The 23,174-nt window shown below is 63.9% G+C and carries 28 protein-coding genes; 18 read left to right on the plus strand and 10 right to left on the minus strand.

Annotated elements, in window-relative coordinates; translation table 11 throughout:
- The first annotated feature begins 61 nt into the window (after positions 1–61).
- Positions 62–1,492, plus strand: a complete 1,431-nt coding sequence (locus RPPS3_RS13925; protein WP_107344633.1) for a sodium:proton antiporter — start codon at positions 62–64, stop codon at positions 1,490–1,492.
- Between the two features lie 13 nt (positions 1,493–1,505).
- Here RPPS3_RS13925 and RPPS3_RS13930 read toward each other — a convergent pair whose 3' ends face one another.
- Positions 1,506–1,679 (minus strand): hypothetical protein, encoded by a 174-nt coding sequence (locus RPPS3_RS13930; protein WP_234803384.1) that lies wholly within the window; start codon positions 1,677–1,679, stop codon positions 1,506–1,508.
- Positions 1,680–1,956: 277 nt separating this feature from the next.
- On the opposite strand from RPPS3_RS13930, the gene RPPS3_RS13935 reads away from it, so the two are divergent.
- Positions 1,957–3,330, plus strand: a complete 1,374-nt coding sequence (locus RPPS3_RS13935) for an Nramp family divalent metal transporter (RefSeq protein WP_107344635.1) — start codon at positions 1,957–1,959, stop codon at positions 3,328–3,330.
- Between the two features lie 58 nt (positions 3,331–3,388).
- Here RPPS3_RS13935 and RPPS3_RS13940 read toward each other — a convergent pair whose 3' ends face one another.
- Entirely contained in the window at positions 3,389–4,210 is an 822-nt protein-coding gene (locus tag RPPS3_RS13940) for an AraC family transcriptional regulator (RefSeq protein ID WP_107344636.1), read from the minus strand.
- A 106-nt stretch (positions 4,211–4,316) separates the two neighbouring features.
- Between RPPS3_RS13940 and RPPS3_RS13945 the strand changes: the two genes are divergently transcribed.
- The 3 genes from RPPS3_RS13945 to RPPS3_RS13955 are packed head-to-tail and all read left to right on the plus strand — an operon-like array spanning position 4,317 to position 7,514.
- Positions 4,317–6,410 carry an FUSC family protein gene (locus RPPS3_RS13945; RefSeq protein WP_107344637.1) on the plus strand — a complete coding sequence of 698 codons (2,094 nt, stop codon included), beginning with the start codon at positions 4,317–4,319 and terminating at the stop codon, positions 6,408–6,410.
- On the plus strand, positions 6,400–6,615 hold the full coding sequence (locus RPPS3_RS13950) for a DUF1656 domain-containing protein (protein WP_107346596.1): 216 nt from the start codon (positions 6,400–6,402) through the stop codon (positions 6,613–6,615). Before RPPS3_RS13945 ends, RPPS3_RS13950 begins: the two co-directional genes overlap by 11 nt.
- Positions 6,612–7,514: an efflux RND transporter periplasmic adaptor subunit gene (locus RPPS3_RS13955; RefSeq protein WP_107344638.1), complete on the plus strand. Its 903-nt coding sequence runs from the start codon at positions 6,612–6,614 to the stop codon at positions 7,512–7,514. The genes RPPS3_RS13950 and RPPS3_RS13955 overlap by 4 nt, the downstream gene beginning before the upstream one ends.
- Before the next feature lie 91 nt (positions 7,515–7,605).
- On the opposite strand, the gene RPPS3_RS13960 is transcribed toward RPPS3_RS13955, so the two are convergent.
- From RPPS3_RS13960 to hemB, 3 genes are all read right to left on the minus strand, one after another.
- The gene (locus RPPS3_RS13960; protein ID WP_107344639.1) at positions 7,606–8,382 is read right to left on the minus strand and encodes an arginyltransferase; all 777 of its coding nucleotides are present in this window, start codon (positions 8,380–8,382) and stop codon (positions 7,606–7,608) included.
- 68 nt (positions 8,383–8,450) lie between these two features.
- Positions 8,451–8,978, minus strand: a complete 528-nt coding sequence (locus tag RPPS3_RS13965) for an RDD family protein (RefSeq protein WP_107344640.1) — start codon at positions 8,976–8,978, stop codon at positions 8,451–8,453.
- Between the two features lie 161 nt (positions 8,979–9,139).
- A complete protein-coding gene (gene hemB, locus RPPS3_RS13970) occupies positions 9,140–10,192 on the minus strand; it encodes a porphobilinogen synthase (RefSeq protein WP_107344641.1) in 1,053 nt (350 codons plus the stop codon).
- 193 nt (positions 10,193–10,385) lie between these two features.
- On the opposite strand from hemB, the gene RPPS3_RS13975 reads away from it, so the two are divergent.
- The 7 genes from RPPS3_RS13975 (at position 10,386) to RPPS3_RS14005 (ending at position 15,075) form a co-directional block, all read left to right on the plus strand.
- Positions 10,386–10,850 carry a DUF6163 family protein gene (locus RPPS3_RS13975; protein WP_107344642.1) on the plus strand — a complete coding sequence of 155 codons (465 nt, stop codon included), beginning with the start codon at positions 10,386–10,388 and terminating at the stop codon, positions 10,848–10,850.
- 73 nt (positions 10,851–10,923) lie between these two features.
- On the plus strand, positions 10,924–12,489 hold the full coding sequence (locus RPPS3_RS13980; RefSeq protein WP_107344643.1) for an AMP-binding protein: 1,566 nt from the start codon (positions 10,924–10,926) through the stop codon (positions 12,487–12,489).
- A 353-nt stretch (positions 12,490–12,842) separates the two neighbouring features.
- A complete protein-coding gene (gene ldtR, locus RPPS3_RS13985; RefSeq protein ID WP_013502490.1) occupies positions 12,843–13,361 on the plus strand; it encodes a transcriptional regulator LdtR in 519 nt (172 codons plus the stop codon).
- Between the two features lie 214 nt (positions 13,362–13,575).
- Positions 13,576–13,803: a hypothetical protein gene (locus RPPS3_RS13990; protein ID WP_107344644.1), complete on the plus strand. Its 228-nt coding sequence runs from the start codon at positions 13,576–13,578 to the stop codon at positions 13,801–13,803.
- 15 nt (positions 13,804–13,818) lie between these two features.
- A complete protein-coding gene (locus RPPS3_RS13995) occupies positions 13,819–14,034 on the plus strand; it encodes a hypothetical protein (protein WP_107344645.1) in 216 nt (71 codons plus the stop codon).
- A 20-nt stretch (positions 14,035–14,054) separates the two neighbouring features.
- Positions 14,055–14,615, plus strand: a complete 561-nt coding sequence (locus RPPS3_RS14000; protein ID WP_234819955.1) for a DUF4142 domain-containing protein — start codon at positions 14,055–14,057, stop codon at positions 14,613–14,615.
- 58 nt (positions 14,616–14,673) lie between these two features.
- Positions 14,674–15,075 carry a group III truncated hemoglobin gene (locus RPPS3_RS14005; protein WP_107344647.1) on the plus strand — a complete coding sequence of 134 codons (402 nt, stop codon included), beginning with the start codon at positions 14,674–14,676 and terminating at the stop codon, positions 15,073–15,075.
- Between the two features lie 194 nt (positions 15,076–15,269).
- On the opposite strand, the gene yghU is transcribed toward RPPS3_RS14005, so the two are convergent.
- On the minus strand, positions 15,270–16,142 hold the full coding sequence (gene yghU / locus RPPS3_RS14010) for a glutathione-dependent disulfide-bond oxidoreductase (protein ID WP_107344648.1): 873 nt from the start codon (positions 16,140–16,142) through the stop codon (positions 15,270–15,272).
- A 274-nt stretch (positions 16,143–16,416) separates the two neighbouring features.
- Between yghU and RPPS3_RS14015 the strand changes: the two genes are divergently transcribed.
- From RPPS3_RS14015 to RPPS3_RS14025, 3 genes are all read left to right on the plus strand, one after another.
- On the plus strand, positions 16,417–16,623 hold the full coding sequence (locus RPPS3_RS14015; RefSeq protein WP_107346597.1) for a hypothetical protein: 207 nt from the start codon (positions 16,417–16,419) through the stop codon (positions 16,621–16,623).
- A 185-nt stretch (positions 16,624–16,808) separates the two neighbouring features.
- Positions 16,809–17,057 (plus strand): nucleotidyltransferase family protein, encoded by a 249-nt coding sequence (locus RPPS3_RS14020; protein ID WP_205523462.1) that lies wholly within the window; start codon positions 16,809–16,811, stop codon positions 17,055–17,057.
- Complete coding sequence (locus RPPS3_RS14025) at positions 17,054–17,404, plus strand: HepT-like ribonuclease domain-containing protein (RefSeq protein ID WP_107344650.1); 351 nt, start codon at positions 17,054–17,056, stop codon at positions 17,402–17,404. Before RPPS3_RS14020 ends, RPPS3_RS14025 begins: the two co-directional genes overlap by 4 nt.
- A gap of 80 nt (positions 17,405–17,484) precedes the next feature.
- Here the strand turns inward: RPPS3_RS14025 and RPPS3_RS14030 are convergent, their stop codons facing one another.
- The 4 genes from RPPS3_RS14030 to RPPS3_RS14045 form a co-directional block, all read right to left on the minus strand.
- Positions 17,485–18,108 carry an NUDIX hydrolase gene (locus RPPS3_RS14030; RefSeq protein WP_107346598.1) on the minus strand — a complete coding sequence of 208 codons (624 nt, stop codon included), beginning with the start codon at positions 18,106–18,108 and terminating at the stop codon, positions 17,485–17,487.
- Between the two features lie 214 nt (positions 18,109–18,322).
- Complete coding sequence (locus RPPS3_RS14035) at positions 18,323–18,898, minus strand: hypothetical protein (protein WP_107344651.1); 576 nt, start codon at positions 18,896–18,898, stop codon at positions 18,323–18,325.
- 268 nt (positions 18,899–19,166) lie between these two features.
- Complete coding sequence (locus RPPS3_RS14040) at positions 19,167–19,448, minus strand: type II toxin-antitoxin system RelE/ParE family toxin (protein WP_107344652.1); 282 nt, start codon at positions 19,446–19,448, stop codon at positions 19,167–19,169.
- Positions 19,445–19,732 carry a hypothetical protein gene (locus tag RPPS3_RS14045; RefSeq protein WP_107344653.1) on the minus strand — a complete coding sequence of 96 codons (288 nt, stop codon included), beginning with the start codon at positions 19,730–19,732 and terminating at the stop codon, positions 19,445–19,447. Before RPPS3_RS14045 ends, RPPS3_RS14040 begins: the two co-directional genes overlap by 4 nt.
- A gap of 347 nt (positions 19,733–20,079) precedes the next feature.
- Between RPPS3_RS14045 and glyA the strand changes: the two genes are divergently transcribed.
- From glyA to ribD, 3 genes are all read left to right on the plus strand, one after another.
- Positions 20,080–21,378 carry a serine hydroxymethyltransferase gene (gene glyA / locus RPPS3_RS14050; RefSeq protein WP_107344654.1) on the plus strand — a complete coding sequence of 433 codons (1,299 nt, stop codon included), beginning with the start codon at positions 20,080–20,082 and terminating at the stop codon, positions 21,376–21,378.
- 144 nt (positions 21,379–21,522) lie between these two features.
- Positions 21,523–22,005: a transcriptional regulator NrdR gene (gene nrdR / locus RPPS3_RS14055; protein WP_107344655.1), complete on the plus strand. Its 483-nt coding sequence runs from the start codon at positions 21,523–21,525 to the stop codon at positions 22,003–22,005.
- Positions 22,002–23,171, plus strand: coding sequence for a bifunctional diaminohydroxyphosphoribosylaminopyrimidine deaminase/5-amino-6-(5-phosphoribosylamino)uracil reductase RibD (gene ribD / locus RPPS3_RS14060; RefSeq protein ID WP_107344656.1), 1,170 nt, complete (start codon positions 22,002–22,004; stop codon positions 23,169–23,171). Before nrdR ends, ribD begins: the two co-directional genes overlap by 4 nt.
- Positions 23,172–23,174 lie beyond the last annotated feature (3 nt).

Genomic DNA, 23,174 nt, shown 5'->3' on the forward strand with positions numbered 1-23,174 from the left:
CGCAGGCGGGCCGTTCGTTTGGCTTTGCGTCTCGCTCCCGAATTGCCTTGAAGTGGATGCGATGATCGAACGCTGCTCCCGCCGATTTCGCCTGTTACTTCCGCTGCTCGTCTTCGCCGCGCTTCCGGGGCCAGCGCAGGCGGCCGAGCTCGATGGCGCGGCGCTCGGCTGGGCCTGGGGCGTGCCGTTCGCCGGCATCCTCTTGTCGATCGCGCTCGGACCGCTGCTGGCGCCGAAGGTCTGGCACGCGCATTACGGCAAGATCGCCGCCGGCTGGGGCGTGCTGGCACTGGCGCCGATTGCGATCGTCTACGGCTGGGACATCGCGCTGGCATCACTGATCCATGCGCTGCTCGCCGAGTATCTCAGCTTCATCGTGTTGCTGTTCGCGCTGTTCACGGTGTCGGGCGGCATCCTGGTCACCGGTACCATCCGAGCGACGCCGCTGATCAACACCGGACTGCTTGCCGTGGGCACGGCGTGCGCCAGCCTGATCGGCACCACCGGCGCCGCGATGGTCCTGATCAGGCCGCTGATCCGCGCCAATGCGGGACGGCAGCACAACGTCCACGTCGTAGTGTTCTTCATCATCCTGGTCGCCAATATCGGCGGCGCATTGTCCCCGCTGGGCGATCCGCCGCTGTTCGTCGGATTCCTGCGCGGCGTGGATTTCTTCTGGCCGGTCCAACACCTGTGGCAGCAGACCCTGATCGTCGCCGGCGTGCTGCTGGTGGTGTTCTATCTGCTCGACCGCTGGTATGCGCGCCACGATGCGCCGGCCAAGACGGCCGAGGCGCCGATCGGATTTCGCGGCGGCATCAATTTCCTGCTGATCGCCGGCATCATCGCCACCATTCTGGCCTGCGCGCAGTGGCGTCCCGGCATCGAATTCGACGTTTACGGCACCAAGGTCGCGCTGCAGAACCTGGTGCGCGACGCGATGCTGGTGGTGCTGGCGCTGCTGTCGCTGTGGTGGACGGCGGACGAGCATCGCGCCGCCAACGGCTTCACCTGGGAGCCGATCCGCGAGGTCGCCAAGCTGTTCGCCGGGATCTTCGTCGCGATCATCCCGGTGCTGGCGATGCTGCACGCCGGCAAGAGCGGGCTATTTGCGCCGCTGCTGGAGGCGGTGACGGCGAGCGACGGTACGCCGCGCGAGGTGCCGTATTTCTGGTTCACGGGCCTGTTGTCGGCGGTGCTCGATAACGCGCCGACCTATCTGGTGTTCTTCGAGCTGGCAGGCGGACGCCCCGCCGAGCTTATGGGGCCGCTCGCCGGTACGCTCGCGGCGATCTCGATGGGCTCGGTCTATATGGGCGCGCTGACCTATGTCGGTAACGCGCCGAACTTCATGGTCTATGCGATCGCCACCGAGCGCGGCATCAAGATGCCGGGCTTCTTCGGCTACGCGCTGCGGGCTGGCCTGGTGCTGATCCCGCTGTTCCTGCTGCTGACGTTCCTGCCGATCGTCCCGAACCTGCGGCTGCACTGAGCCGCAAGGGGCGTCACTTGCTCTGCGGCGCTGTAGCGGCTGGAGCAGGGGGCAGGCCCGGCGTGTGCTTTGGCTTCAGCGTCCCGACATAGAACGACACGCCGCCGACCAGCACGACGCAGATCGCGTACACGAGATAGGCTTGCGGAGGCTTGGTGGCCCAACCCAGCAAGCCGCTAAAAGACATCCGCTCTGGCGCTTGATTTGTCATGGCGGCGTTGTGCGCGATTTGAGGGCGAACGCAAGCTGGAAAATCGCAACGGTATCTCGTCCGGTACCCGACACGGTACGGTCGAAGCCTGATCAATGACCACTGACGTCTTTTGTGGCAGTGTTCAAAGTGGCCCGCGACTCGGCCGCTGGAGGCTCCTTGACCGCAAATATCGTCATCGACCAGTGCTTGGCTACCTTCTTGCTATTGCAAATGACTTGCAAGAAGCTGTGTGAGCCTGCATTGTGATGCGATGGATGCAAGATCGCCGCAAATGACAGCCGAACCCTCGCCGGCACCGGAGCAGACCACGGGGTGGCGGTTGGCGCGCGGCGAGCCGTCGCTCGCCGGGATGTTCGGGACCGTGCCGACCCGGGCCAAGGGTCCGTTCTGGCGCAAGCTGATCGCCTTCCTCGGCCCCGGCTATCTGGTCGCGGTCGGCTACATGGACCCCGGCAATTGGGCGACCTCGCTCGCGGGCGGCTCCAAATACGGCTACGCACTTCTCACCGTCGCGCTGGTCTCCAACATCATGGCCGTGGTGCTGCAGTCGCTGTGCACGCGGCTCGGCGTCGGCGCGGGCAGGGACCTCGCCCAGGCCTGCCGCGACGCCTATCCGCGTTGGGTCTCATGGCCGCTGTGGCTGTCGGCGGAGATCGCCATCACCGCCACCGACCTTGCCGAAGTGATCGGCACTGCGATCGGGCTCAATCTGTTGTTCGGTATTCCGCTCGAGATCGGCGTGCTGATCACCGCGGCCGACGTGTTCCTGGTGCTGGCCCTGCAGGCGTTCGGCTTCCGCTGGATCGAGGCGTTCGTCGTGGCGCTGCTCGGCGTGATCGCGGCGTGCTTTGCGGTCCAGATCGCAATGGCCGATCCGGATTGGGGCGCGGTGATCCGCGGCTTTGCCCCCACCACGCGGGTGCTGACCGAGCCCGGCATGCTGTATCTGGCGCTCGGCATCCTCGGCGCCACGGTGATGCCGCATAATCTCTACCTGCACTCCGGCCTGGTTCAGACGCGCGGTTTCGGGACAAGCCCCGCCGACAAGCACGAAGCGATCAAACTCGCGACCTTCGACTCCACGATCGCGCTGACCTTCGCGCTGAGCATCAATGCGTCGATCCTGATCCTGGCGGCCGCAACCTTCCACCATGCCGGTCAGACCGACATTGCCGAACTCGACCAGGCCCACGCCTTCCTGGCGCCGCTGCTCGGCTCGACGCTGGCGCCGACGCTATTCGGCATCGCGCTGCTCGCCTGCGGCCTGAACTCGACCATCACCGCCACGCTGGCCGGCCAGATCGTGATGGAAGGCTTCATCCAGATCCGGATCAAGCCTTGGCTGCGACGGATGGTGACGCGACTGATCGCAATCGTTCCGGCGGTTGCGGTGACGATCATCGCCGGCGAGAAGGGCACCGGACAGCTCCTGATCCTCAGTCAGGTGGTGCTCAGCCTGCAACTGCCGTTCGCCGTGGTGCCGCTGGTGGTGTTCACCGCCAGCCGGGCGAAGATGGGCGAATTCGTTGCGCCGCGCTGGCTCACCGCCATCGCGTCGTTGATCGCAGCGATCATCGTCGTGCTGAATATCAAGCTGGTGTTCGACTACGTGACCGGCGGGTAGTGCACGACGCGGAAAATCCGAGCGTCTGGGTCTGCCTGTCGAACAAGCTGATGCCTGATCAAACACGCTTCTGCTCATTTGACCCCGCCTTCGTGAGCGCGTGACGCTGCGCGAAGTACTGAGCGGGTGTGCTTCCAAGCGCCTTCTTGAACATGGTGATGAAGGCGTTGACTGACTCATAGCCGAGTTCGGCCGCAACGTTATGCACCGCTTCGCCGCTCGCAAGTTCCCGGAGCGCGACGACGAGGTGGAGTTGCTGCCGCCAGCGTCCGAATGTCAGTCCCGTTTCGCGGATCAGCAGCCGCGCCAATGATCTTTCACTCATTGCGACCTGCTTTGCCCAATCGCTCAAGGTCCTGCGGTCGGACGGTTCGGCTGTCAGAGCGTCGGCTATGGCCCGGATCTTTGGATGGCTGGAAATTGGTAGGTTGAACCGCTCTCGCGGCATGTCCGCGAGTTCGTCCAGCAGCACGCGCGCCATTCGGGCTGCATGGCTGTCTGCGGGATAGTCCGCACTCTCCTCTGCGAGACGCTCGACTAATTCTCGGATCAGCGGAGAAATCGCCAGCGTGCAACTGGAGCAGGGAAGGTTCGCCGCTTCCGGTTCGACGAACAGGTAATTGAGCTGGGCATTGGCAGTCGCGCGCGCGCTGTGAGGCACGCCGCCAGGAATCCATACCCCGCAGTTGGGCGGCACGATCCAGATTTCATTGGCGGCCGTGCAGGTGACGGCTCCGTGCAGGGCGAGGATCAGCTGCCCCTTCCGATGCACATGCAACGGCACCTCCGACTCATGGTCCGAGAAATGCAGCCGATGGGCGACCGCCGGCAGACGCGTCAGGTCGGGGTTGAAAACGGAAACGATAGATTGCACGGGCATGCGAATGGCCGTTTTCAGGGATTTGTTGTCGTAATACCGAATTTATTCGCTTCTGCAAATTGGTCACAACTGGCGCCATGAACTCCATGCCGTCCGGACGTCCCCTTTGACTCAGACCCACGCAGCAGCGCGCCAGGCGCTGGCGAACTTTCTCCGCCAGCCCGCCAGGAAGGAAGATGCCGATGCGGTCCTGTTTTCGGCGAAGAGTTTCGCCGCGGCGATGCTCGCCTATTACATTTCGCTGCGGATCGGGTTGCCCAAGCCGTTTTGGGCCATCGTCACGGTCTACATCGTCTCCCAGACATCTGCGGGAGCCTCAGTCAGCCGTGGCGTGTATCGCTTCGCCGGGACGTTCGTGGGCGCAATAGCGACCGTCGCGATCGTGCCGAACTTCGTCAACGATCCGATCGTGTGCTGCCTGATCCTCGCCGGCTGGATCGGCCGTTGCCTGTTTCTCTCGCTGCTCGATCGGACACCACGAGCCTACGCTTTTGTCCTTGCAGGCTACACGACGAGCCTGATCGGCTTTCCAAGCGTACTTGAGCCCGGCGCAGTCTTCGACACGGCTTCCTTGCGGGTCCAGGAGATCTGCATCGGCATTCTCTGCGCAGTTCTGATCCATCGATATGTTTGGCCAAAGCCGATGACGGGCCAGTTCACCGGCAAGCTATCAGCGATGCTGCAGGACGCTCGCCGGCTTGCGAGTGTCGCGCTGACGGGATTGTCGGAAGATAACCGCCAACGGCGCGAACAGCTCGCTGTCGACCTTCTGATGATTCAGGGGCTGGCGACACATCTTCCATACGATTCCGCGTCTGCCAGGCCCCGCCGCGAGACAGTGCAGCTCATCCACGACCGGCTCGCTCGGCTTCTGCCACTCACGGCCGAGATCGAGGAGCGCGTACGTTCTCTCAGCGTCGAGCACGCAGCCGTCGATGAACCGGCCGCGTTGGTCGCTGATGTGGGAGGCTGGATCGCAGTCAATCAGCCGGATGATGATCAGCAGGCGGAAGCTGCTCGTCTGATCGGGCGTGCGAGATCAATTCAGAAATGTCTGGGCACGGACGCGACGATGCCTGTCGACAGGGTAGGTGCCAACCTTGCCGGCCATCTGGCGGAAATGATCGGCCTGCTGAACGACTGCGACAAGCTCAGTCAGAGCATGACCGCCAACCGGCGCGTCCGAAGAGCAACAGCGCTGCACGGCCCCGAGCTTGCAAAGGGGTACGTCTATCACCGCGATCCATGGATGGCAGCCCGCGCAGCGTTCGGCGCAATGGTCGGCATCCTTGCCGGCTGCGCCTTCTGGATATGGTCGGCGTGGCCCGACGGCGGAACGGCAGTCTCCATTCTCGGCGTCTGCTGCACCTTGTTCGGAAATGTCGACACACCTCTGCCGTTCGTCGTCAAATATATCGTCGGCTCGATCTTCGGCGTGCTGATCAGCCTGTTCTACAGCTTCGTCATCCTTCCTCATGTGACAAACTTCGCGGTGCTCGTTGCGGTCCTTGCCCCCGCGTTCCTGTTCGCCGGCTCTCTCCAAGCGCGAGCGCCGACGGCCTTCATGGCGATGGGCATCACTCTCACCATTCCGATCCTGTCCGGGCTGGGAACGAGCTACATCGGCGATTTCGCGGCCTCGCTCAATATGGCGATCGCGCTGTTCGTGGCGGTTGGGTTCGCCGCGGTCAGCATGTCGATATTCCAGACGGTGCCGGTCGACGTCGCGATCAATCGGCTGCTTCATCTCAGTCGACGGGACGTCGGCCGCCGCGCTCTGGGCGGCGCGCCGAACGAGGCGCGTTGGACAAGTCTGATGATTGACCGAACGGCGCTGCAGCTGCCGAGGCTGCGAGCGGCAAGGAACGCCTATGCAGACGTGCTCGACGATACGCTCCGCCTTCTTCGTATCGGTCACGTCGCCGGTCAGCTTCGTAAGACGATCCCGCAGTTCAAGGGCGAGGCCCGCGCTGCAATAGAAGGTCTTCTCACCGAGATTGCCGCGCACTTTCGCGGCAGGAGACCGATAACGCCAGCCGTCCTTATCGATTTCGATCAGCGCATTGAGCGGCTGACGGCGATGATGGAGCACAGCTCACAGATCGGCCGGTCGCGGATATTCGATCTGTTGATCGACCTGCGTTTCGCGCTCGGCGCGAATGGAGCCGCAAGGAAAGGAGCCCTGGCTGATGATCGCTGATCTGAATATCGGAGGCGTCTTGATCCCCGGCCTCGTCGTCGTTGCGTTCATCGGGTTGATCATCACGATCGCGACGATGCGCGTCTGCACCGACATCGGCGTCTCGCGCCTGTTCGCCTATCGGCCGCTCGTCGAAATCGCCATCTTTGTCATCGTTTGCGGTCTGCTCATGCAGTCCCTGCCAATGATCGGACTGTCATTGTGAAATCGCTTGGATCACTGCTCGGCCACTATTCTCTGACGCTCTGCGTCTTCGTTATTTCCGGAATCGTCGCCCTTCAGGCTTGGAGCCATTACGAACGAACGCCCTGGACTCGCGACGGCAGGGTAAGCGTCGATGTGGTCCAGATCGCGCCGGAAGTCTCTGGCACGATCCGCTCCGTGCCGATCGCCGATAATCAGTATGTGAAACGTGGCGACGTTCTCTACGAGATCGACCCGGAGCGGCTTCGGCTGGCTGTGGCGTTGGCGGAGGCTGACGTTGAGGCGAAGTACCAGGATATGCTGGTGCGGCAAGCCACGGCTCAACGGAAGCAGCAACTCAAACTGAATGACGTGGTCTCACAGGAAGCGCTCCAGCAATCGAGCGGCGCGGCGGCGATGGCCACTGCGGCCTATCAGGCGGCGGTGGCGACGCTGGAGCTGGCCAAACTCAATCTTGCGCGCTCCGTCATTCGCTCTCCAGTCGATGGGTATGTCACCAATTTGAAGCTTCGGCCCGGCGACTATGCGACCGCCGGGGTGACAAATGTCGCGATCCTCGACGGGGCGAGTTTCTGGATCACCGGCTATTTCGAAGAGACGAAACTCCAAGAAATCCGTGTGGGAGCTCCGGCGCGGGTCAAGCTGATGGGTTTCGATCAGCCGGCGGTCGGGCATGTCGAGAGCATCGGTCGGGGCATCGAGAACAGCAACGAAACACCCGGTCGTTTCGGTCTGCCGAATGTGGCGGCGACGTTCTCCTGGGTGCGTCTTGCCCAGCGCATCCCGGTCCGCATTCATCTCGACCGGGTGCCTTCCGGCGTCGAGCTGGCTGCGGGCATGACTGCAACGGTCGAGATCATTCCCGGTGAGGTCGAAGCGAATGCGGGGCAGCGGTCATGATGCGGGAGCGCGCTTCTGCTGTCCCATTGACTCACCTGGTGGAGCGGAGAGGGAGTGATGGAGCGAGCGCCAGCGTGTCGCGAGGCCGCGGCTAATCCTGCGGCTCGGGCTGCATTTCGCCGAAGGCATCGACCCGCAGCCAGCCGCTTGGTGCCAGCCGCTGCTGCGGCAGGTAGCGGCCTTTGTAGTCCATCTTCTTCGAGCCTTCGATCCAATAGCCGAGATAGACGTAGGGCAGGCCGAGCCGCCGCGCGCGGGCGATGTGGTCGAGGATCATGAAGGTGCCGAGCGAGCGGTGCTGCTCGTTCGGCTCGTAGAACGAATACACCATCGACAGCCCGTCGCCGAGCACGTCGGTCAGCGCCGCCGCGATCGGCTCGCCGCCGCGGCCGGTGACGCCGGTGTCGGGCGAGCGCTTGCGATACTCGATCATCCGGGTCTGGACGTGGCTGTCCTCGACCATCATCGCGTAGTCGAGCACCGTCATGTCGGCCATACCGCCGTGGCGATGGCGCTGGTCCAGATAGGCGCGGAACACCGAATACTGCTCGGAGGTCGGCACCGGATTGCGCTGCTCGCCGACGAGGTCGGCATTGCGGGCCAGTAGCTTGCGCTGGTTGCGCGACGGCTTGAATTCGTTGGCGATCACCCGCACCGAGACGCAGGCCCGGCACTGGTCGCAGGCCGGGCGGTAGGCGATCGACTGGCTGCGGCGGAAGCCGCCATGGGTGAGGAGGTCGTTAAGTTCGCCGGCCTTGTTGCCGACGAGGTGGGTGAACACCTTGCGTTCGTGCCGGCCCGGCAGATACGGGCACGGCGAGGGGGCCGTCAGATAGAATTGCGGTGTGTCGCGCGAGTGCTGGGTCACGTCGGGTCGTCGGCCTCCAACCTGACCAGCATCGCCTTACGTCCGTCTCCGGTCAATCGCTTTCGCCCTTAGTAGGAGCGCGCCGGCTGGGAGGCGGGCACGGTGCTGTTGATAATCACAGTTCCGAGTACGATGTCGTGCAGCAGGCGGCGGCGGGCATTGAACAGCCCGACCAGCAGCACCAGCGGCGTCAGCATCGACAGCGACAGCCAGAACAGGAAGGCGTGCGCCGCGCCGAGCACGAAGTAGCCGGGCTCGCCAGTCCAGGTGGTGAGTTCGAGGCCCATGGTCCGCATGCCGATCGTCGCCGAGTGCGGGCCGCCGAGCGAGGCGCCGTAGTACACCAGTGCCCAGATCACCGACAGCGGTGAGACCAGCCAGAACAGCGTCCAGCCGATGCCGAGTGTCACCAGGCCGAACATCGCGATGAAGACCGTGACCACCAGCACCGGGATGGTGAGCACCACGAGGTCGATCAGGAACGCGAAGACGCGCTTGGTCAGCACGCCTTGAAACAGTTCCGGATTGAGCCAGGGATCGAACGCCGCCGGCCGTACCTCGCCGCCGCGCCAGCCACTCCCGCCATAGTCAGCCATCAGCCTGCTCCCCGTTGCACCGTTCCGAGAGAACGGTGGTCGGGTTTCGACATGGCGACGGCAGGCGCGCCTTGCAAGGCTGCCGCGACATTACAAACCCTCCATTGATCCGCCGCAGGCCGGCGAATCGATGGAGGGTTGAAAGAGGCCAGGATGGAAACTTAGCCCTGCTGCCGCAGCTTCTCGGCCGCCGCCGGGGCGAAGTAGGTCAGCACGCCATTGGCGCCGGCGCGCTTGAAGGCGAGCAGGCTTTCCATCATCGCCCGATCGCCGTCGAGCCAGCCGTTGTTGGCGGCCGCGGCGATCATCGCGTACTCGCCCGACACCTGATAGGCGAACGTGGGAACGCCGAAGGTGTCCTTCACGCGGCGGACGATGTCGAGATACGGCATGCCCGGCTTGACCATCACCATGTCGGCGCCTTCGGCGAGATCGAGTTCGACCTCGCGGATCGCCTCGTCGGTGTTGGCCGGGTCCATCTGATAGGTGCGCTTGTCGCCGGTCAGCGCCTTGGCCGAACCGATCGCGTCGCGGAACGGGCCGTAGAAGGCGGACGCATACTTGGCCGCATAGGCCATGATCTGAACGTCGAGGTAGCCGGCGGCATCGAGCGCTTCGCGGATCGCGCCGATCCGGCCATCCATCATATCCGAGGGCGCGATCACATCGCAGCCGGCCTGGGCCTGCACCAGCGACTGCTGCACCAGCACCGCGACGGTCTCGTCGTTGAGGATGCGGCCATCCTCGATCAGGCCGTCATGGCCGTGGCTGGTGTAGGGGTCGAGCGCCACGTCGCACAGCACGCCGATCTGCGGGAATTCCTTCTTGATCGCGCGAACCGTCTTGCAGATCAGGTTTTCCGGATTGGAGGCTTCGGTGCCGTGCTCGTCACGCAGCGACGGCTCGGTGAACGGGAACAGCGCGATGCACGGGATATCGAGCTTGGCGGCGCGCTCGGCGTCGCGAACGATCTGGTCGACGCTGAGTCGCTCGACGCCCGGCATCGAGGCGACCTGAACCCGCTGGTTGGTGCCGTCGATCACGAACATCGGCCAGATCAGGTCGTCAGTGGTCAGGACGTTCTCACGCACCAAACGGCGAGCCCACTCGGTCTTGCGGTTGCGGCGCGGACGGATGGTGAGATCGAGCGGCGGAGCGGCGGGCCGGGTCGAGGGGTCACGAATCTCGATGGGACGGCCGAACTTGATCGCCATGGTGCCAACTCTCCCTGCAGGCTCTGCTGTGTTCATGGAAAGTAGCATTTTGGCACCCCCGCGTCACTGCACTGTTGATTTGGCGCAATCAGAATGTTCCGTGGCGATCACAGCCGATTGATTTTGCTGGCCCGGCGGGCCAAGAGTCAGGTCAGACCGCACCGCACCACCACCGATCCGGTAGCCGAGCCGCATGTCCGAACTTCCACCACGCGAACAACCGCCGCGAGACCAGGCGATTTCGGTCGCGGCGATCTCGCCGGAGCGGCCGGATAATCATGAGAACGACTGGACGCGGCGCCTGGTGCTGTTCCTGCGGGTGATGGCGGTGCTGTCGGTCGCCAAGGGACTTTACCACTGGGCGCAGATCACCGGCTTCGTCGGCGGCGAAGACGATGCGTTCGAAGTCCAGACCATGGCCTGGCAGACCGCCACCATCTATTTCGCGGTGATCGAGCTGGTCGCCGCCGTCGGGCTGTGGCTCGCGACGCCGTGGGGCGCTGTTGTGTGGCTGACGACCGTCGTGTCGATGGCGGTGATCGAACTGATGTTCCCGACGATCTATGGCGGCAGCCTGCTGGTGGTGCTCGGCGAAGCGCTGCTGCTCGCCGCCTATCTGGCGCTTGCCTGGATGGCGGCGCGCGAACGGCCGCCATAGCGCGTGCGGCGAGCGCTGCCGCATCACGCAAGGCGGCGCCGTATCAACAATAACCACAACAAAGGGGGAAACCATGGACCAGCTTCATTCCGGCGGCACGGGCGGCAGCCTGATCATCAATGCGATTGCGCGCTACGGTGACCGTCCGGCGATCGCCGACGGCAGCATTCGCTGGAGCTATCGCGAACTCGGCGACGCCGTCGGCCGCTTCATCGCGTTGTTTCGCGATTGCGGACTCGCCAAGGGCAGCGCGCTGTCGATCCTGTCGTCGAACCGCGCCGAATCCTGGGCCGCGATCTGCGCCGCCACGGTGATGGGAATGCGCTACACGCCGCTGCATCCGATGGCGGCTGAGGACGACCACGCCTTCATCATCGAGGATGCCGAGATCGATGCGCTGATCGTCGAAGGCGGCAAGTTCGCCGCGCGCGGCGAGGCGATCCGCGCCCGCGTGCCTGGGCTGAAACATCTCTTGTCGTTCGGAGCGGTGAACGGCGCTCGCGACCTGCTCGATGGCTTCGCAGTGGTTCAGCCGGCGCCGCTGGTCGACGACAGTGTGACCTCCGACATCGCGTGGCTGGCCTACACCGGGGGCACCACGGGCCGCTCCAAGGGCGTGATGATCCCGCATCGCGCGCTGACCACGATGGCGGTGATCCTGTATTCGGATTGGGACTGGCCCGCCGACATCCGTTATCTCGCCGCCACGCCGATCAGCCACGCCGCCGGCGTGACGGTCTATCCGGTGATGATGCGCGGCGGCTTCACGCGGCTGGTGCAGGGCTTCGAGGTCGAGTCGTACTGCCGCGTCGTCGCCGAGGACAAGATCACCGCGGCGTTTCTGGTGCCGACACTGATCTACGCGCTGATCGATGCGCCGCAGGTGAGGGCGCGTCACGACCTGTCTTCGCTCGACATGATCGTTTATGGCGCCGCACCGATGTCGCCGGATCGCTTGCGCGAGGGCATCAAGATCTTCGGCAACGTGTTCGTGCAGCTCTACGGCCAGACAGAAGCGCCGCAATGCATCACCACGATGCGCAAGGTCGACCACGACGACTCCAAGCCCGGACGCCTCGGTTCGTGCGGCCGGCCGAGCCCGTTGCTCGACGTCAAGCTGTTCGACTCCGAGATGCGCGAAGTCGGCACCGGCGAGCCCGGCGAGATCTGCGTGCGCGGCACGCTGGTGATGGACGGCTATTGGAAGCGGCCTGAAGCGACGGCGGAAGCGTTCCGCGGCGGCTGGCTGCACACCGGCGACGTCGCTGTGAAAGATGCGGATGGCTATCTCTATATCGTCGACCGCACCAAAGACATGATCATCTCCGGCGGCTTCAACATCTATCCGCGCGAAGTCGAGGATGCGTTGATGGCGCACCATGCGGTCGCGTCGGCTGCGGTGATCGGCGTGCCCGACGACAAATGGGGCGAAGCCGTCAAAGCGTTCGTGGTGCTGAAGCCCGGCGCCAACAACGACGCCGCCGAACTGCAGGCGCACGTCAAAGAGAAGCGTGGCGCACCGTGGTCGCCGAAGTCGATCGATTTCGTCGAAGCGATTCCGGTGACCGGTCTCGGCAAAATCGATCGCAAGGTGCTGCGTGCCCCATATTGGGAAGGCCGCAACCGCGGCGTCGCGTAAACAAGCTCGCGGCATTTTATCGAAACGCGGTCCGGATAGGGTTGTGAAGACCTTAACCGGATCGCGGACGCGGCGCCGGATCCGTTACGCAGATCTTTCAAATTCGATCGAAGCTGTCTTCAAATGCGACACGGGGCTCCGGAAAACCCTTGAATCGCCGTCGATCCGTGAATCAATCGTTGCAAAAAGCCCTTGATTTGCAGGCTTAATGCACGGTTCACTGTCTTAAATTCATGATCTCTTTATCGTCTTATTTAAGCTGATGTTCAAAGCGGCCCCTTAAGGTGGACCTATCAGACGAGACAGAAGTTTCGTCGAATAAGTCGATCAAAAAAGACGACAGGGGAAGTGTCATGATCAAAGCAGTCGCCACGGCGGCGGAAACCTCCGCACCCGCAGTAGCAGCCAACACGCCGGTCCAGCCGCTCTATCTCGAGGCGCTCACTCTGGTTGAGCGACTGCACCGCCGGTTGCTCGACGTCATCAAGGACGAGTTCGATCGTCGCGGTCGCGCTGATATCAATTCGGTGCAAGCGCTGCTGCTCTACAACATCGGCGACAAGGAGCTGACCGCCGGCGAACTGCGCACCCGCGGTTACTACCTCGGCTCCAACGTCTCCTACAATCTGAAGAAGCTGGTCGAACTCGGCTTCCTCGATCATCAGCGGTCGCGCGTCGATCGCCGCTCGGTGCGGATCCGTCTGACCCCGCAGGGCCAGGAAGTCCGCCATATCGTCGAGGCGCTGTATCAGAAGCACGTCAAGACGGTGGAGCAGGTCGGCGGCATCTCCAGCGAGGAGTTCGCCACGCTGAACAAGTCGCTGCATCGCCTCGAGCGGTTCTGGACCGACCAGATCCTGTATCGGCTGTAAGGCCGCCTAAGAGATACGCGCCAACGTCGGCCGGCCAACTGCCGAGCCGCTGCTCACAAGAAGCAGGCCCGCGCGCTGTCAGTCTCCAGACCTGTCGTCCTCGGCCTCCCCACAAGGGAGGCCGATTTGTTTTGCGCTGCCGAATTTTCGCGGAACCTTCTGGAACCTTAGTCTGCCTCGATACTTATCCCTGCGCCAGCCGTTGGAGAGGACGATGCTGATCGAGCGAGGGCTTCGGGTGATGAACGTCGACACGATCGGAAAGGCCTACGATATCGCGGCGAACTATCTGCGTCGCACCGGCGCGATCCCCGACACCACGGCGACCCACGACGGCCTGCTCGAATTGATCGTGCAGATGTTCCAGCGGGGCGAGACCCATCCGATCCGTCTCGCCAACAAGGCGATCTCCAACTTCGAGTCCGCGAAGATTGCGGCCTGACAACAAGGGGACGATATGCAACGCGCCATTGACCGCGTGATCCAGACCTATGGGCTGCTGACCAACCAGGAAGCGGCCGAGAATGCCAAAGCCAAAGTCGAAAGCTATATCCGCACGCTGGTCGAGGCGGGCGAGACCGACGACAACCGCCTGACGGTGTGCGGTTTGGTCTATTTACGCGAGCTTGACGGCAGCAATGATCCGGTGAAAGCTGGCTACACGGGGTTGTAGCAGGCGGTGCACGGATGATGATGCGGCTGATCGCGGGACTGGTTGCGATCCTGCCGGCCATCGTCATTTTCGTCGGCGTCATCGCCAGCGCAGAAACGCCCCGACAACATGCCCTGGTTGAGGCGCTCGGAATCAAGCAGGTGTTCGGCTGGCCGCCGAACGCCGCCGACGTGCTGCGCTACCTGCACCAGTTCAACATGTTTCAGACTCAGGCCGCCGGGCTGGCAGATTCGCGCGGCGACGACGCGCTCCGGCAGTTCGCGGCCGATCAGGCCCGGCAGGCCCGCGAGCGCGACCAGCAGGTGTTCCGACTCAACACTTTCACGCTGCTGTCGATCGATTTTCCCGACCATTCCAACGTGATCCTCAGCAACGAGCTGGCCGGCCTACGCGGCGCCGTCGGCGAGCGGTTCATGGCCGATTTCCACGCCAAGCAGGTCAAGGAATTCCGCCGCATGATCGCGCTGATGCGGCGGTTTCTGCTGCATCCGGACAACGACCTGATCCGCCGCTTCGCAATCCAGCAGCTGCCGCTGCTGGAACGCGATCTGGCGATCCTGGAAGGCCAGGCGACGAGTTGATCGTTTCTCGAAGGCTGGCCGGCTTGAGCAGCGCCGCCGGGTGGCCTACATCGTCGTCATGAGCCTTGCCCATTCGGACATTCTGACCGACGACCAGATCGCCCAGCTGGTGCGAACCTTCTATGGCCGCGCCCGGGAGGACGAGGTGATCGGGCCGATCTTCGACCGCGCAGTGCACGACTGGGATCACCACATCGCCCAGATCACCGATTTCTGGTCGTCGATGCTGCTGAAGACCGGGCGCTATGGCGGCCGGCCGATGCGGCCGCACCTGATGCTCAACCTCGCGCCGGAGCATTTCGACCGATGGCTCAAGCTGTTCGAAGCGACTGCGACTGAGCTGTTCACCCCGGAGGTGGCGGCCGAATTCATCATCCGCGCCCGCCGCATCGCCGACAGCTTCGAGATGGGCATCGCCACGACCCAAGGCAAAGTCGCGACGCCCAGGCACAGCGTGTAGTTCGGCACAGCGGACCGACCCGTTTGCCCCGTCATTCCGGGGCGCTCCCGTCAGGGAGCGAACCCGGAATCCCGAGCTTGTGGAAACGCTCGCCTGACTAATCTCGAGATTCCGGGTTCGCGAACTGCCTTCGCGCCCCGGAATGACGTGGGGGAGGAGAGGGCGCTGACGCGACCCCGTCTGAATTCTCCCGATTACTTAGCCTCGAGCTTATCCTGCGTCTTCGTCTCGAAGTCGCTGGCATCGTGGCGTTCGTGGAGTTGGGTGGAGAGGTCGCCGCTGATGCGGTTGACCATGCGGCCGCGCTTCACCGCGGGGCGGGCGCCGATCGCCTTGGTCCAGCGCTGCACGTTCTTGTAGCTCGCCACATCCAGGAAGGTGGCGCTGTCGCCATACAGCACGCCGTTGGCGAGGCCGCCGTACCACGGCCACACCGCGATGTCGGCGATCGAATATTCGGCACCGGCCAGATACTCGGTCTCGGCGAGGCGGCGGTCGAGCACGTCCATCTGCCGCTTCACTTCCATGGCGAAGCGGTTGATCGGGTATTCCCACTTTTCCGGCGCATAGGCATAGAAATGGCCGAAGCCGCCGCCGAGATACGGCGCCGAGCCCATCTGCCAGAACAGCCAGTTCAGGCATTCGGTGCGGCCGGCCGGATCCTTCGGAATGAATTCGCCGAATTTCTCGGCGAGGTAGAGCAGGATCGAGCCGGATTCGAACACGCGCTGCGGCGGGTTTACCGAGCGATCGAGCAGCGCCGGGATCTTCGAGTTCGGGTTGACCGCGACGAAGCCGGACGAGAACTGGTCGCCGTCGCCGATCTTGATCAGCCAGGCGTCGTATTCTGCGCCGCTATGGCCGCGCGCCAGCAGCTCCTCGAGCAGGATGGTCACCTTCTGGCCGTTCGGCGTCGCCAGCGAGTACAGCTGCAGCGGGTGCTTGCCGACCGGCAACTCCCTGTCATGGGTGGGGCCGGCGATCGGACGGTTGATCGACGCGAATTTGCCGCCGTTCTCCTTGTCCCAGGTCCAGACTTTGGGCGGCGTGTAGGGGGCGTCGGTCATCAATGAGCTCCGGATTGAGGTTCGGATTGTGGTTGAGCGGGACAGCAGAGATTGGCGAGCCGCGCGGGCATTGCAAGGGGCATCCCGGCAGCTTGGTCATGCCAGGCAAGCGGCTGCGACGCCCGCAGGCTGGGCCGGACGAGCGGTGAGGCCAGGGCGAGGTTGCAGAGCCCCACTGTCAACCGATTTTCGCAGGGCACTGCGGATTTGATGCGGTCGCCGTCATCGCGCTGCGCTACAACGCGTGGCGACGACACAACGAACGATGGACGACATGGACAAGAAGGCGATGCGCGAAGAGGCCGAACGGCTGATGCGCGAGGCGATGGCGAACCGCAACGTAACGGTGAAGCAGGGCGACACCGTGATCATGGCCACCTGCGGCAAATGCGGCGCCCCGAATAAGGTGAAGGCCCCGAAGGGCGTCACCCGCGTGGCCTACACCTGCAAGGAATGCGGGGCGAAGCAGGAGACGCTGTAGCTAGCGCGGTAGCCCGCTCAAGGCTGCGAAATCCGGGACGTGATCGGTGAACCAGATGCCGCCCGAAGGTTGTAAATTCACCTCGGCGCCGCGGCTCCAATCTGCTAACATAAGGTATGCCCCGAGCAACTACCGAGCTCCTAAGACCCTCCGAAGCCATTGCCGCGCATGGCAATCGACTGGCGGTGATCCTCAGCGAGTTCGGGCTGACTAATCCACGCCTGTTCGGCTCAGTCGCGCGCGGTGAAGACACTCGGCGGAGCGATCTCGACATCCTTGTCGATGCCGCCCCAACCACTTCGCTTTACGACTTCGCCCGTGCTGAGCAGGCTCTCGAAGCACTACTCGGTTGTCGAGTCGAAATCGTCACTGCCGGTCTGCTCGCTCCGGACGTCGCCGCCCGCATCCAGACTGATCTCGTGCCGTTGCCGTGAGCCGGCGCTCGGTCCTCGATTGGCTGAACGATATCATCGCCTGGGGGGAGCGGCTGGAAGGTCACTTGGCCGGCGTGAACTACGAGAGCTTCCTAAAAGATCCAAAGACCCAGGACGCCGCTGCAAAATGCGCCGAAGCGATCGGTGTCGCAGCCAACGAACTCGCAAAGCTCGACCCGACGCTGGAAGCGCGTTTTCCGGAGCTTCAGCTCGGCTTGGCCTACAGAGCTCGCAACAAGCTCAGTCATGGCTACTATATGGTGGAGCAGCAGATCGTTTGGACGACCGTGACGATATCGATCCCGCAGACGGTGGCGGCGGCGAGGAGGGCGAAGTCTCATTTTTAGAACTGAGCGTTTGGGCGGGCGGTACCAGCACCGATACGAGCAAGCCCGCCTGAGCCGCTGTCCTCTTGCGTCGCCGATCCTCAATCAAAAATGGTTGTGTGCAACGAGCCGTGCTGGAACGCAAATGCAGCCTCTATATCGCTTTCGACAACGCGGCCGCGGGACAGCCTGGGTAAGCGATCCGCCGGGAAAAAGTCGACGTCGGTCGTTTCACCGCGGGCTGACGGGGCCGTCAGATCTGTTCTTTCGCAAATGAAGAATAGCTTGTAGAAATCGCGCGCGTCCGGCTCGTAGGGCTGCTTTGCCTTGTGGCGAACGCTATAGAGGCTCCGTGCCGATACGGCAATTCCGGCCTCTTCCCAAATCTCCTTCACGACGTTTTCTGACGCGGAGCGACCGACATCCGCAAAGCCTCCCGGAAGTGTCCAGCACCCGTCGCTCCTCTCGCGAACGAGAAGGATTTTGTCTTTCTCGATCACAGCCCCACGGACGTCTACTTTGGGTGTGGCGTAGCCCTTAGCGAAGTCCGACACGAGGCCTTCGATGCGCTCGATCGGTACGGTCCCCAGCTGAGCTATCATGCTGTTGGCGATGTGAGCGATCTCGCGATAGCGCTCCTGATCAAACTCGTCTTTGCAGAAGGACTGGCCTGTCGAGGCAATTGCTTGAAGCTGTTTCGCCCATGCGAGCCATCGGTCTTCCATGGCAACCTCCGCGTCGTTCAGGCGGTGCACAGCCGTGGACCACTGGTCAGTTCAACAAAGGCTCCGCGCTCGCCCGATGGTGTATTCCGCGCCTCTGGCAGGAAATGGTCAACTGCCGCGCTCGAACGGTTCGCCACGCCAGCCCTTCTGAGCAAGGCAATAGACGTCGGTTGACCAATTCGGGCTATCTGGCTCAGTGATGCGAACAGCGGTGTTATGGCCCCGTTGGTGGCTGGCTCCCCGCCGCCTCACTGCGGCGCTTCAGGCCGGCGAGGATGCGGCGGCGGATCACGCCGCTGAACGGACGGACGGCGTACCAGTAGGGCAACAGCTTCAGGCGCGCGCCGCGATCGGGGCAGAACGCGCGGGTCTCGGTCGTCAGACGAATGCGGCCGTCGCTTTGCGGAGCAATCGTGAAGTTGAGTCCGAGCTTGACGAAGCCGCTGCGCTGAAATGCGGCGAACGCTGCGCCATCCGCAATGCGGACGAGGCCGAAATCGGGTCGCCAGAATTGGCCGACCAGTCCGAACACCACCTCCTGGTCGTCGTGTTCGAGCAGCGTGAAGTTGTCGATGCCGAACACTTTTGGTGTGGTCTGCCCGCCGCCGCCGAATAGGCGCACGGTACGCATAGGTAGTTCGCGCAACGTGATCATCAGGCGGAAGAACCGATCATCTTCCGGCCGGAAGCTGAGAATTGCGTCGAGCACCTTGTCGCCCGGCGCGTCGACCTGGATGGCATGGCGCTCGTTGAAGCTGAACGCCGGAACGTATTTTTCAATCAGCGCCATCGAATGGCTCAGGGCTTTTTCGCGGACAGTATGGGCGAGTGGGGGCGAGGGCGACGAGGTGAGGCGTGGTCCGGTTGCGCTGCTAGCGAGGTCCCGTCAAACGCTAAATTCGGCGATCAGCTACGCCGGAGTGGCAGGCTTTTGACTCGTGCCCCCCGCCCCCTACCGCAAGGGGGAGTGGACTTGGACAGGTTATGCAGGTTTGTTTGTCACTAAGCCGAACTCAGCGATGCCACCATCAATTCTGCGTCATGCTACCGCCAACCGCTCATGTCCGTGCCTCGCGACCGTGCCAAACCCGCAGGACGAGAAGATCGCCGTTGTCGCCTAAAACGTAGCGCAAGACATAACAGGCCGATCCGAACGGAACGACAATTTGGCGAATACTGACGTCGTCGGTCGGACGACCGAGATTCGGAAAGTCTTCGAGGCGCTGAAGGGCAGCAAAGAGCGTGGCGATAGCGCGCTTGGCAGCGTCAGGGCTCTTCTCATCGAGAAAGTCACGCACCCGCGCTAAATCGTCGACGGCTTCCGGTGCGAACCGGATCATCCCACCGGCCGCGCCGGTGGCTGTGGCAACTCGCTATCGGTGCCCCAGCTTTCGACCCAGGCCCGGACTTCGGCAATCGGCACCGCTTCGCCGGTTTCCCGAAACCGGTCGAGACGCCGACGATCTTCCGCAACATCCGGGATTTCGATCTCGCCCACTGAGTCGAGCAGCGCGAGTGCTTTGGCGAGCACCGCTGCTTCGTCCTGACCTCGCTCGGCCGCAAGCGCCTTCAGGCGCTCGTCGGTCGCCAAGTCGAGATCGAAGGTGCGGCGGATCAGGTTCATGGCGAAAAGCTAAGTCCGACGGGTGGCGCTGTCGAGGGCAGGTGCGGGCCTAACCTGGCATAAGACGAGGCTCGTCGAAGGCCACGGCTCCCTCCGCAAAGGGAAAAGGGAGCTGGCAGAACCGCCGGTCGGCACAAAACCAGGAGTTTCCAGGCAGTTTGGCAGCCCTTCTGCAACTCTGTCGCAGCCACCATATCTGGGCGGGGCTGAGGCCGGATGCCGCAATGCATGGTTCAGATCCTTGGCCGGCGGGGCCGGATGTGCTATGCGGCAGCCGCCGTTTCCGAACCGCTATCCCGTAACCGCTCGCACCCGATGAACCGGCTGCGACGGTGGAGACTTTTCCCATGAGCACAGCCAATCCCGCGTCCGCGCCCGACAGCTTCTTCTCCGCCTCGCTGGAGCAGGCCGATCCCGAGATCGCCGCTGCGATCCGCGGCGAACTCGGCCGCCAGCGCCACGAGGTCGAGCTGATCGCCTCCGAGAACATCGTCAGCCGCGCGGTGCTGGAAGCGCAGGGCTCGGTGATGACCAACAAGTACGCGGAAGGCTATCCGGGCAACCGCTATTACGGCGGCTGCGAATTCGTCGACGTCGCCGAGAACCTCGCCATCGACCGAGCCAAGAAGCTGTTCGGCGCCAACTTCGCCAACGTCCAGCCGAATTCCGGCAGCCAGATGAACCAGGCGGTGTTCCTGGCGCTGCTGCAGCCCGGCGACACCTTCATGGGCCTCGATCTCGCCGCCGGCGGCCATCTCACTCACGGCGCCCCGGTCAACATGAGCGGCAAGTGGTTCAAGCCGGTGCACTACACGGTGCGCCGCGAAGACCAGATGATCGATATGGATGCGGTCGCCAAGCTCGCCGAGGAAGCCAAGCCGAAGCTGATCATCGCCGGCGGCTCGGCCTATCCGCGCGCCTGGGACTTCAAGCGCTTCCGCGAGATCGCCGACAGCGTCGGCGCGTATTTCATGGTCGACATGGCGCACTTCGCCGGCCTGGTGGCGGGCGGAGTCCATGCCTCGCCGGTGCCGCACGCCCATGTCGTCACCACCACCACCCACAAGTCGCTGCGCGGCCCGCGCGGCGGCCTGATCCTCACCAACGATGAGGCGCTGGCCAAGAAGTTCAACTCGGCGATCTTTCCGGGCCTGCAGGGCGGCCCGCTGATGCACGTAATCGCTGCGAAGGCGGTGGCGTTCAAGGAAGCGCTGCAGCCCGACTTCAAGGTCTACACGAAGAACGTCGTCGAAAACGCTAAGGCGCTTGCGGAAACGCTGCGCTCGGCTGGATTCGATCTGGTTTCGGGCGGCACCGACAACCACCTCATGCTGGTCGACCTGCGACCGAAGGGGCTGAAGGGCAACGTGTCGGAGAAGGCGCTGGTCCGCGCCGGCATCACCTGCAACAAGAACGGTATCCCGTTCGACCCGGAGAAGCCGTTCGTGACCTCGGGCCTGCGCCTCGGCACCCCGGCGGCGACGACTCGTGGATTCGGCGTCGCCGAGTTCCAGCAGGTTGGTCACTTGATCGCCGAAGTGCTGAACGCCATTGCACAATCGCCGGACGGCAGCGCGCCGCTGGTGGAAGCTTCGGTGAAGCAGCGGGTGAAGGAATTGACCGACCGCTTCCCGATTTATCAGTAAACAACCCCGTCATGGCCGGCCTTGTGCCGGCCATCCACGCCTTCAAGCGTGGCGACGGCACAAGGCGTGGATGGCCGGGACGAGCCCGGCCATGACGAAAGGTGAGGGACCGATCCCCTCGGACCGCTCTGAGGACGCGTCGCGATGCGCTGCCCGAACTGCAACAGCCTCGATACCCAGGTGAAGGATAGCCGGCCGACCGAGGATTCCTCGGTGATCCGGCGCCGGCGGGTGTGCATCGCCTGCAACTTCCGCTTCACCACCTTCGAGCGGGTGCAGCTCCGTGAGCTAATCGTGATCAAGCGCAACGGCCGCCGGGTGCCGTTCGATCGCGACAAGCTGGTGCGCTCGGTGCAGATCAGTTTGCGCAAGCGGCCGGTGGATCCGGAGCGGGTGGAGCAGATGGTATCGGCGATCGTGCGCGAGCTGGAGAGCGGCGGCGAGGCCGAGATCTCGTCGGAGACGATCGGCGAGAGCGTGATGGATCACCTGCGCAAGCTCGACGACGTCGCCTATGTCCGCTTCGCCTCGGTCTATCGCAATTTCCGCGAGGCCAAGGATTTCGAGGCCGTGCTCGGCGAACTCTCCCACGAAGACGAGGCGAGGGCGGCGCTGGTCCGCAAATGATCTTCCGCATCCTGGAGGAGCAGATCGGCCAGAAGCTCGCCGCCGAAAAGGCGGCCAAAGCCGGCGATTCCGCCGACCGCCGCTTCATGCAATTGGCGCTGGCGCTCGGCCGGCGCGGCCAGGGGCGCACTGCGCCCAACCCCGCGGTCGGCGCGGTGCTGGTCAAGAATGGCGTGATCGTCGGCCGGGGCTGGACCCAGGATGGCGGCCGTCCGCATGCCGAGGTCGAAGCGCTGCGCCGGGCCGGTGAGGCCGCCCGCGGTGCCACACTTTACGTGACTCTGGAGCCGTGCTCGCATCATGGCCGCACCCCGCCTTGCGCCGATGCGGTGATCGCCGCCGGCATTGCGCGGGTGGTGTCGGCGATCGAAGACCCCAATCCGCTGGTCGCCGGTCAAGGTCACGCTCGGCTTCGCGCCGCCGGGATCGCGGTGGAGATTGGGGTCTGCGCCGAGGAGGCTGCGCGCGACCACGCCGGCCACATTCGCCGCATCCGCGACCGTCGCCCGCAGGTGACTCTCAAGCTGGCGGTCTCCGCGGACGGCAAGATCGCCGCCGCCGGCCAAAAGCCGGTCGCGATCACCGGCGAGGCGGCGAACGCCCGTACCCATCTGCTGCGCGCCCGTTCCGACGCGGTGCTGGTCGGGATCGGCACCGTTCTGGCGGACGATCCGGAACTGACCTGCCGGCTGCCTGGCATGGCGGCGCAGTCGCCGATCCGCGTGCTGCTCGACCGGAGCTTACGCATCCCTGCGACGAGCAAACTGCTGCATTCCGCCCGCACCACGCCGCTGTGGCTGATGGCCTCCGAGACCGTCGAAGCTGCTACTGCCGCGCGGCTCGGTGCGGCCGGTGCCGAGGTGATCCACGTCGCCGATTGCGCCGACACCCCGGGCCTCGACTTGCCGGCTGTGCTACACGCGCTGGCCGACAAGGGCGTGACGCGCCTCCTGGTCGAAGGCGGCGCCCGCGTCGCCGCCTCGCTGGTCGCCGGCGAGTTCGCCGATGAAATCTGGCTGTGGCGCAGCGACAATCCGATCGGCGCCGACGGCATCGATGCGCTGCACGGCCTGCCGCTGAAGGCGATTAGCGACTCACCGCACTGGCGTGTCCGCAGCACCGAGCGCGTCGGCGCGGATACCCTTACCATTTACGATTCGAACTAGAAG

The organism is Rhodopseudomonas palustris, assembly GCF_003031265.1.
In the GTDB taxonomy this organism is placed as follows: domain Bacteria; phylum Pseudomonadota; class Alphaproteobacteria; order Rhizobiales; family Xanthobacteraceae; genus Rhodopseudomonas; species Rhodopseudomonas palustris_H.

Excerpts from the sequence above, each read along its gene's own strand:
- RPPS3_RS13925 (WP_107344633.1), top strand. The coding sequence starts at position 62 with ATGATCGAACGCTGCTCCCGCCGATTTCGCCTGTTACTTCCGCTGCTC.
- RPPS3_RS13930 (WP_234803384.1), bottom strand. The coding sequence starts at position 1,679 with ATGTCTTTTAGCGGCTTGCTGGGTTGGGCCACCAAGCCTCCGCAAGCC.
- RPPS3_RS13935 (WP_107344635.1), top strand. The coding sequence starts at position 1,957 with ATGGATGCAAGATCGCCGCAAATGACAGCCGAACCCTCGCCGGCACCG.
- RPPS3_RS13940 (WP_107344636.1), bottom strand. The coding sequence starts at position 4,210 with ATGCCCGTGCAATCTATCGTTTCCGTTTTCAACCCCGACCTGACGCGT.
- RPPS3_RS13950 (WP_107346596.1), top strand. The coding sequence starts at position 6,400 with ATGATCGCTGATCTGAATATCGGAGGCGTCTTGATCCCCGGCCTCGTC.
- RPPS3_RS13965 (WP_107344640.1), bottom strand. The coding sequence starts at position 8,978 with ATGGCTGACTATGGCGGGAGTGGCTGGCGCGGCGGCGAGGTACGGCCG.
- hemB (WP_107344641.1), bottom strand. The coding sequence starts at position 10,192 with ATGGCGATCAAGTTCGGCCGTCCCATCGAGATTCGTGACCCCTCGACC.
- RPPS3_RS13975 (WP_107344642.1), top strand. The coding sequence starts at position 10,386 with ATGTCCGAACTTCCACCACGCGAACAACCGCCGCGAGACCAGGCGATT.
- RPPS3_RS13980 (WP_107344643.1), top strand. The coding sequence starts at position 10,924 with ATGGACCAGCTTCATTCCGGCGGCACGGGCGGCAGCCTGATCATCAAT.
- ldtR (WP_013502490.1), top strand. The coding sequence starts at position 12,843 with ATGATCAAAGCAGTCGCCACGGCGGCGGAAACCTCCGCACCCGCAGTA.
- RPPS3_RS13990 (WP_107344644.1), top strand. The coding sequence starts at position 13,576 with ATGCTGATCGAGCGAGGGCTTCGGGTGATGAACGTCGACACGATCGGA.
- RPPS3_RS13995 (WP_107344645.1), top strand. The coding sequence starts at position 13,819 with ATGCAACGCGCCATTGACCGCGTGATCCAGACCTATGGGCTGCTGACC.
- RPPS3_RS14000 (WP_234819955.1), top strand. The coding sequence starts at position 14,055 with ATGCGGCTGATCGCGGGACTGGTTGCGATCCTGCCGGCCATCGTCATT.
- RPPS3_RS14005 (WP_107344647.1), top strand. The coding sequence starts at position 14,674 with ATGAGCCTTGCCCATTCGGACATTCTGACCGACGACCAGATCGCCCAG.
- yghU (WP_107344648.1), bottom strand. The coding sequence starts at position 16,142 with ATGACCGACGCCCCCTACACGCCGCCCAAAGTCTGGACCTGGGACAAG.
- RPPS3_RS14015 (WP_107346597.1), top strand. The coding sequence starts at position 16,417 with ATGGACAAGAAGGCGATGCGCGAAGAGGCCGAACGGCTGATGCGCGAG.
- RPPS3_RS14030 (WP_107346598.1), bottom strand. The coding sequence starts at position 18,108 with ATGGAAGACCGATGGCTCGCATGGGCGAAACAGCTTCAAGCAATTGCC.
- RPPS3_RS14035 (WP_107344651.1), bottom strand. The coding sequence starts at position 18,898 with ATGGCGCTGATTGAAAAATACGTTCCGGCGTTCAGCTTCAACGAGCGC.
- RPPS3_RS14040 (WP_107344652.1), bottom strand. The coding sequence starts at position 19,448 with ATGATCCGGTTCGCACCGGAAGCCGTCGACGATTTAGCGCGGGTGCGT.
- RPPS3_RS14045 (WP_107344653.1), bottom strand. The coding sequence starts at position 19,732 with ATGAACCTGATCCGCCGCACCTTCGATCTCGACTTGGCGACCGACGAG.
- glyA (WP_107344654.1), top strand. The coding sequence starts at position 20,080 with ATGAGCACAGCCAATCCCGCGTCCGCGCCCGACAGCTTCTTCTCCGCC.
- nrdR (WP_107344655.1), top strand. The coding sequence starts at position 21,523 with ATGCGCTGCCCGAACTGCAACAGCCTCGATACCCAGGTGAAGGATAGC.
- ribD (WP_107344656.1), top strand. The coding sequence starts at position 22,002 with ATGATCTTCCGCATCCTGGAGGAGCAGATCGGCCAGAAGCTCGCCGCC.